The organism is Gandjariella thermophila (assembly GCF_005405885.1).
GTDB lineage: Bacteria > Actinomycetota > Actinomycetes > Mycobacteriales > Pseudonocardiaceae > Gandjariella > Gandjariella thermophila.
On the sequence record NZ_BJFL01000020.1, the window covers coordinates 74,022 to 80,905 of the forward strand.

At 74.7% G+C, this 6,884-nt stretch carries 5 protein-coding genes and 1 pseudogene; 2 read left to right on the top strand and 4 right to left on the bottom strand.

Features of this window, described 5'->3' with window-relative positions:
• The first annotated feature begins 4 nt into the window (after positions 1 to 4).
• Positions 5 to 892 (top strand): hypothetical protein, encoded by an 888-nt coding sequence (locus FFT21_RS18240; RefSeq protein ID WP_137815101.1) that lies wholly within the window; start codon positions 5 to 7, stop codon positions 890 to 892.
• Positions 893 to 951: 59 nt separating this feature from the next.
• Here FFT21_RS18240 and FFT21_RS18245 read toward each other — a convergent pair whose 3' ends face one another.
• The 4 genes from FFT21_RS18245 to FFT21_RS18255 all read right to left on the bottom strand — a co-directional run bounded on the left by FFT21_RS18245 (position 952) and on the right by FFT21_RS18255 (position 6,538).
• On the bottom strand, positions 952 to 3,108 hold the full coding sequence (locus FFT21_RS18245; RefSeq protein WP_137815102.1) for an amylo-alpha-1,6-glucosidase: 2,157 nt from the start codon (positions 3,106 to 3,108) through the stop codon (positions 952 to 954).
• Complete coding sequence (locus FFT21_RS30335; protein ID WP_264081652.1) at positions 3,105 to 3,239, bottom strand: hypothetical protein; 135 nt, start codon at positions 3,237 to 3,239, stop codon at positions 3,105 to 3,107. The genes FFT21_RS18245 and FFT21_RS30335 overlap by 4 nt, the downstream gene beginning before the upstream one ends.
• Before the next feature lie 43 nt (positions 3,240 to 3,282).
• Complete coding sequence (gene asnB, locus FFT21_RS18250) at positions 3,283 to 5,217, bottom strand: asparagine synthase (glutamine-hydrolyzing) (protein ID WP_137815103.1); 1,935 nt, start codon at positions 5,215 to 5,217, stop codon at positions 3,283 to 3,285.
• A 73-nt stretch (positions 5,218 to 5,290) separates the two neighbouring features.
• Positions 5,291 to 6,538: a glycoside hydrolase family 3 N-terminal domain-containing protein gene (locus FFT21_RS18255; protein WP_225978531.1), complete on the bottom strand. Its 1,248-nt coding sequence runs from the start codon at positions 6,536 to 6,538 to the stop codon at positions 5,291 to 5,293.
• A gap of 243 nt (positions 6,539 to 6,781) precedes the next feature.
• Here FFT21_RS18255 and FFT21_RS18260 point away from each other — a divergent pair.
• Positions 6,782 to 6,884 (top strand): annotated as a pseudogene (locus FFT21_RS18260) (sulfate adenylyltransferase subunit CysD); the annotation flags it as partial.

Here is a 6,884-nt window from a genome sequence, read left to right on the forward strand (position 1 = left end):
CGCGATGACCGGGTTCCTCGCCGAGCTGGGCAAGAAGCTCGCCGACCGCTGGGTGGCCCTGCTCGTGCTGCCCGGCCTGCTGTTCACCGCGGTGGCGGCCGCGGCGGTGACGCTGGGCCAGCGGCACTGGGCGGACGCCGGCGCGCTGACCGCCCTGGTCGGCCGGGTCGCCAGCACCGGAGCGGACCGGCCGGACGGGCTGACCCGCACGGTTCTCCTGCTGGTCGGGCTGCTGGTGGCGTCGTTCGCCAGCGGCATGCTGGCCCGCGCCCTGGGCGTTCCCGTGGAGCACGCGCTGGCCGGGCGGTGGCCCCGGCCGCTGCGCGGCGTGGCGGGCCGGCTGCGCGAGCGCCGCCGGCGTGCCTGGACGCGGGCGGACCAGCGGTGCCGAGAGGCCAGGGACGCCGGCGACCGCGACGCACTCGGTGACCTGGTGCGGCGCCGCAACGGCATCGCGCTGATCGAACCACGCTGCCCCACCTGGATCGGCGACCGGCTGACCGCGCCGGCGGTCCGGGTGCGCGACGAGTACGGCCTCGACCTCGGCTTCGCCTGGCCCCGGCTGTGGCTGCTGCTGCCGGAGAGCACCCGCACGCCGCTGACCGAGGGCCGGCGCCGGCTGGACGACGCCACCGCCCTCGGCGGGTGGGCGCTGCTCTACCTGGCGCTGGGCTCGGTGTGGTGGCCGGCCGCGGTCGCCGGCGCCGCGGCCGGGCTGGTCGCCTGGCGGCGCTCGCGCGCGGCCGCGGCGGTGTACGCCGAGCTGGTGGAGGCCGCGGTGGACGTGCACGTCGGCGACCTGCTCGACCGGTTCGCCGACGACTCCGGCGTCCGCCCGGCCCGCCCGCAGTGGGGCGCGGAGCTCACCGAACGCTTCCGCAAGGGCGTCTGACCCCTCCCCCGCCCGTTCAGCGGGCTGAACGGGCGGTTCCGGTGCCCCCGAACCTCCGTTCAGCCCGCTGGATGCGCGGGTTCCGGGCCGGTCCAGTCGGCGGGCAGCCCGCGGACGGTGGCCGTGTCGCCCTCGGCGTCGATGTGCACCGTCGCGGGGCCGAGCCGCAGGTCGCTCAGCTCCACCCTGCCCCACCGGGGCGGCAGGTTCGGCCGGACGGTGAGCGTGCGGCGCGGCGCGTGCGGGTCCAGGCCGAGGAAGGCGCGCACCAGCAGCAGCGGCGCCGCGCTGGCCCACGCCTGCGGCGAGCACGACGTCGGGTACGGCACCGGCGGGCTGAACTCGTCCCTGGCGAAGCCGCAGAACAGCTCGGGCAGCCGGCCGCCGAACGAGGACGCCGCGTCCAGCAGCCCGGTGGCCAGCCGCTGCGCGAGGTCCACGGCGCCGTCGAGGTGCGCGTAGCGGAGCAGGCCGGCCACCGCGATGGCGGTGTCGTGCGGCCACACCGACCCGTTGTGGTAGCTCATCGGGTTGTACGCGCCCATCGCCGCGGACAGGGTGCGCAGCCCGTAGCCGGAGTCCATGTCCGCGCCGGCCAGGTGCCGCACCAGGGTCGCGGCGTGCTCGTCGGTGGCGATCCCGGTCCACAGGCAGTGGGCCACGTTGCTGGTCAGCGCGTCCACCGGCTGCTTGCGGCCGTCCAGCGCGACCGCGTACCACCCCTTCTCCGGCAGCCAGAACGCCTCGGCGAAGCGCCGCCGCAGCCCGTCGGCACGGGACCGGCAGTGCGCCGCGGTGGCCGGGTCGCCGAAGCCGTCGGCGAGTTCGGCCCTGGCCAGCCACGCCGCGTGGACGTAGCCCTGCACCTCGCACAGCGCCACCGGGGCGGCGGCCACCCGGCCCTCGGCGTCGTTGATGCCGTCGAAGCTGTCCTTCCAGCCCTGGTTGAGCAGGCCGCGGTCGGTGGCCCGCTGGTACTCGACGAACCCGTCGCCGTCCCGGTCGCCGTAACCGTCCACCCAGGACAGTGCCGCGTCGGCGGCGGGCAGCAGCTTGCGCACCACCGCCTCGTCCGCGCCCCACCGCCACGCCTCGGCGAGCAGCATGACGAACAGCGGCGTGGCGTCGATGGTGCCGTAGTAGTGGCTGCCGCCGAGCACCCGCGCGCTGTCCGGGCCCCAGCGCAGCTCGTGCAGGATGCGGCCGGGCTCCTCCTCGGTGATCGGGTCCACCCGCCGGCCCTGGGACTCGGCCAGCGTCTGCAGCGTGCCCACCGCCAGCCCGACGTCCAGGGGCAGCGCCATCCAGGCGGTGAGCAGGCTGTCCCGGCCGAACAGGGCCATGAACCAGGGCGCGCCGGCGGCCACGAACGGGCGGCGGCCCATCGAGCGGTCCTCGATGCGCAGCGCACCCAGATCGCTCTCGGTGCGCCGGAGCACCGCGGTAAGCAGCGGGTCGTCCGCGATGATCGCGCTGCTCCCGCTGCGCCAGGCGCGCAGCCTGCGGGCCGGCCCACTGGACTCCAGCCCCTCGCCACGGTGGAACTGCGGCCGCACCCTCCGATTCGCCAGGGTGGGTTGCACGACGATCTCGGTGGTCCACTTCTCCCCGGGCGGCACGACGATGCGCCAGCTCAGCGCCCCGGGCAGCACCAGAGGGTCGGCCGAGGCGGTGACGGACAGGCCACGCGAGCCGTTCGACCGGTCCCGGAGGGACAGCTCGTCCCCGGCCGCGTGCGCGTCCGCCCCGCCGTGTGCGGCCCGACCCTCCTTGACCGCGAACAGGTCCACGAAGTCGGCGTCCACGTGCAGCACCAGGTTGACCGCGCTGGCCTCGCGGCCGAGGTTCGCCAGCGTGACGGTCTCCCGGAGGCCGTCGCCGACCAGCCGATCCCGGACCACCAGCAGGGTGCTGTCGGTCCGGCCGTCCCGGGGCGGGCGGCGCAGCACGAACCGGGCCGCGAACGCCTCCGGGGTACGCACCGACAGCGGGTGCGGGGCCTGCCCGTCCAGCCGCAGCTCCCAGCGGGAGACCAGCCGCGAGTCGCGGAAGAAGAACCCGTACGCGGTGCCCGGCTGGATGTCCCCCGCCGCGTCGGAGAGGCAGAACGTGCTGCCCTCGACGATGGTGACCGTGCCGCCGGCGCCGCCGACCGGCACCGGCTCCCCGGCGTTGAGCGCGCCGGGCGCGGGCTCGGCGCTGTCCGGAGCGGTCACCGGAGCCCGCCGGAGGTCTGCGGCACGCCACCGGCGGCCCGCTGGTCGCGGGGCAACTCCCGGTCCAGAGCGGAGTCCGGCGCCGGGTCGTCGCGGCGCCGCGGCGTGTCCAGCGCCTCGATCACCACCATGCGGAACGGCTCCTCCCGAGGTGGCCAGGGGGTGAGACGTCGATCACAACCGCACCGGATAGACCGATTCGGGGACCTTCGGGGTAATCCGGTGCTCCACGAAGATGCCGTGCCAGATCATGAACACCAGCAGCGCCCAGATCTGCCGGCTGCGGTCGAACTGGCCCTCGCGGTGCTCGTCCAGCAGCGCGCGCACCGCGGTTCTGTCCAGCAGGTGGTCGGTCCGCGAGTCGGCGATGACCCCGCGCGCCCAGTCGTACATCTCGGCGCGCAGCCACTGCCGGATCGGCACTGGAAAGCCCAGCTTGGGCCGGTGCAGCACGTGCGGCGGGATGATCCTGGCGAGCGCCTGGCGCAGCGCGTACTTGGTGGTGCCGGCGGTCAGCTTCTGCTCCACCGGGATGCTCGCGGCCACCCGGAACACCTCCGGATCCAGGAACGGCACCCGCAGTTCCAGCGAGTTGGCCATGGTCATCTTGTCGGCCTTGACCAGGATGTCGCCGCGCAGCCAGGTGAACAGGTCGACGTGCTGCATGCGGGCCACCGGATCCCAGCCGCGGGACACCTCGTACCAGGGCGCGGTGACGTCGGTGGCGCCCACGCCCTCGGCGTAGCCGCGCAGCACCGCGCGCAGCTGCTCGTCGCGGAAGTTGCGGGCGTTGCCGTAGTACCGCTCCTCCAGGGTGAGCGCGCCGCGGCGCAGCAGGTCCTTGCCCCGAGTACCCTCGGGGATCCGGGTGGAGACCCGGCCCATCAGCTTGCGCACCCCGCCGGGCACCTTCTCGAACGGCGCCAGCGAGATCGGCTCGTGGTAGATGGTGTAGCCGCCGAACAGCTCGTCGGCGCCCTCCCCGGACAGCACGGCCTTGACGTACTTGCGGGCCTCGCGGGCGACGAACCACAGCGGCACCAGCGCCGGGTCGGCCACCGGGTCGTCCAGGTACCAGACGATCAGCGGCAGCGACTCCATCATCTCGTCGGCCGACACCGTGCGGACCACGTGTTTCACGCCGATCGCGGCGGCCGTCTCGGCGGCCACGTCCACCTCGGAGTAGCCGGGCCGCTCGAACCCGGTGGTGAACGCGATCAGGTTCGGGTTGTGCTGCTTGGCCAGGGTCGCGGTGGCCGTGGAGTCGATGCCGCCAGAGAGGAACGCGCCGACCGTCACGTCCGGGTCGGAGATCATGTGCTTGGCCACCGAGTCGCGCAGCACGTCGGCGATCCGCTCGTACAGCGCGTCGGCCTCGGCGGCGTCGCGGACCGCCCGCGCGTCGAACCGGGGGTGGAAGTACCGGGTGAACCGCACCGGGCCGCCCGGGCGGACCCGGAACGAGGTGCCGGACTCCACCCGCCGGATCCCGGTGTGCAGCGACTCGGGCTCCGGCACGTACTGCAGCACCAGGTAGTGCTGCAGCGCGGTGCGGTCCAACTCCCCCGCGACGCCGAGGGTGCCGGCGAGCTGCAGCAGACTCTTCTTCTCGCTGGAGAACGCCACGCCACCCGGCCCGGCCGCGTAGTAGAGCGGCTTGATACCGAACGGGTCGCGCGCGCCGAAGACCGTCTTCTCCTGCGCGTCCCAGATCATGAAGGCGAACATGCCGCGCAGCCGGCGGACGGCGTCCGGGCCGTAGTGGTGGTAGGCGGCGACGATCGCCTCACCGTCGCCCTCGGTATGGAACGCGGTGCCGAACGTCGAGGTCAGCTCGGCGCGCAACTCCCGGTAGTTGTAGATCTCGCCGTTGAAGTTCAGCGTGTAGCGGGTCGGCGCCTCCGGCGGCCCCCAGACCAGCGGCTGGTGCGAGCGTTCCAGGTCGATGAACGCGAGCCGGTTGAAGCCGTAGACCACCTCGGCGTCGGCCCATGTGTCGGTCTCGTCCGGGCCGCGGTGCCGCTGGCAGCGCAGGGCCGCCGCGACGGCGTCCCGCGCGGCAGCGGCGTCGGTTTCGGTGGCGCAGATCAGTCCAAGCAGGCCGCACACGTGTCCTCAACACCCCAACGGATCTCGACCGGGCTGGAACCGCCCACTATGCCGCACCGCCCGTCGGGAGCCGTCACCGTGGTGCGGCGCCGCACGGCAGCAGGCCCCGGTCGGCCTTCGCGGTCAGCACCCGCCGCTCGGACGCCGCGACCGCGTCGGCGAAGCCCGGGTCGCGGTGCGCCCGGTCGACCACGGCGTCCACCATCGGCTGGACCGTGTTCGGGTCGGCGGTGAGCACGACGTCGCCGCCCGCGGCGAGGAAGTCGACCGCGCGCTCGCCGACCGGCACCGCGGCGACCTCCTGGGCGCGGCCGAGGTCGTCGGAGACGATCAGACCGGAAAAGCCGAGCGTGCCTCGGACCAGGCCGCGCAGCGCGGCCGGCGAGAACACCGCCCGGTGCGCCGGGTCGAGCCGCGGGTAGGTGGCCGATGAACTCATCACGAACGTCGTACCGGCCCGGACGGCGGCACCGAACGGGCCGAGCGCCGGGTCGTTCGGGCTGGTCTCCGCGTCCGTCACGCCGGCGGAGAAGTCGGTGTTGCCGGTGACCCGGCCGAGCCCGGGAAAGTGCTTGACCGTGGTGGCCACCCCCGCGTCCTGCATGCCCTGCACGAACGCGGTGACGTGCGCGGCGACGGTCGCGGGGTCGGTGCCGAACGCCCGGTCGAACCGGCCGATCGGCGCGTTCGCCGCGCCGAGCCGGGCGGAGAGCACGTCGCCGACCGGGGCCAGGTTCAGGTTGACGCCGGCCGCGCGCAGTTCGCGTCCCCACTGGCTGGCCGCGGCGCGCAGCCGGTCCGGCGGCCACCGGCCCTGCACCGCCGCGGACGGCATGTCGGAGAAGCCGGGCCCGGACAGCACCTGCACCTCGCCGCCCTCCTGGTCGGCGGCGACGAACAGGCCGACGCCGTGCGCGGCGGCGGTCCCGACGCGCTGGACGGCGTCGGCGACGTGGGCGACGCCGTCCACCCCGCCCCTGCCGCGCCCGACCAGGAACACCCCGCCCAGGCCGTAGCGGCCGAGCACCGCGGACTCGGTCGGGCCGGGGCCGGTCGCCGGCACCCCGACCACAAACAGTTGGCCGGCCCTGGTCCGCTCGTCCATGCCGGTCAGGCTGGCCCGCACGCAGGAGGCCACCGCTGAGGCGTGCTCCTCGGCCTCCGACCGGGCCGAGGGTGACGGGATCGTGGTCGCGGCCGTCGGTCCGGCCGCGTGCGGCCGCGGCGTTCCGGGCACCCCGCCGCCCGTCGCGCAGGCCGTGGCCGTCACGGCGGCGAGCAGTGTCACGGCCCACCGGAGGATGCGCAGCCGCGCTGTCAAACCGCCTCCCTATCCGCGAGTTCGCGCGCTACCGCGATCGCGTCGCCAGGGCACACCAGATGCGCCGTGGCCACGTTGGCTGCCGCGACTCGACGCACGCATCAGGGCGCTCCCTTCCCGTCGCGTTCCCGCCCGGCCCCACCGGCACGACGGTAGGTGACCGCGTTCGGTACGGCATGCCAGCACCCAGCAAACCAGACCACCGCGTGCAGCAGCCGGGTGAACAGGTGCGCTGAGGAAGGCACCGGCGCGGTGGAGTCCAACGCGGCCACCGTCGCGGACGTGATCGCCGAGGTGCAGGCGAGCCGGCTCACCGAGCGCGGCGCCACCCGGGCGGATGATCGGC

Bases quoted from the DNA above. Each gene is read 5' to 3' on its own strand.
- FFT21_RS30335 (WP_264081652.1), bottom strand. From the start codon at position 3,239: ATGGTGGTGATCGAGGCGCTGGACACGCCGCGGCGCCGCGACGACCCG.
- FFT21_RS18240 (WP_137815101.1), top strand. From the start codon at position 5: ATGACCGGGTTCCTCGCCGAGCTGGGCAAGAAGCTCGCCGACCGCTGG.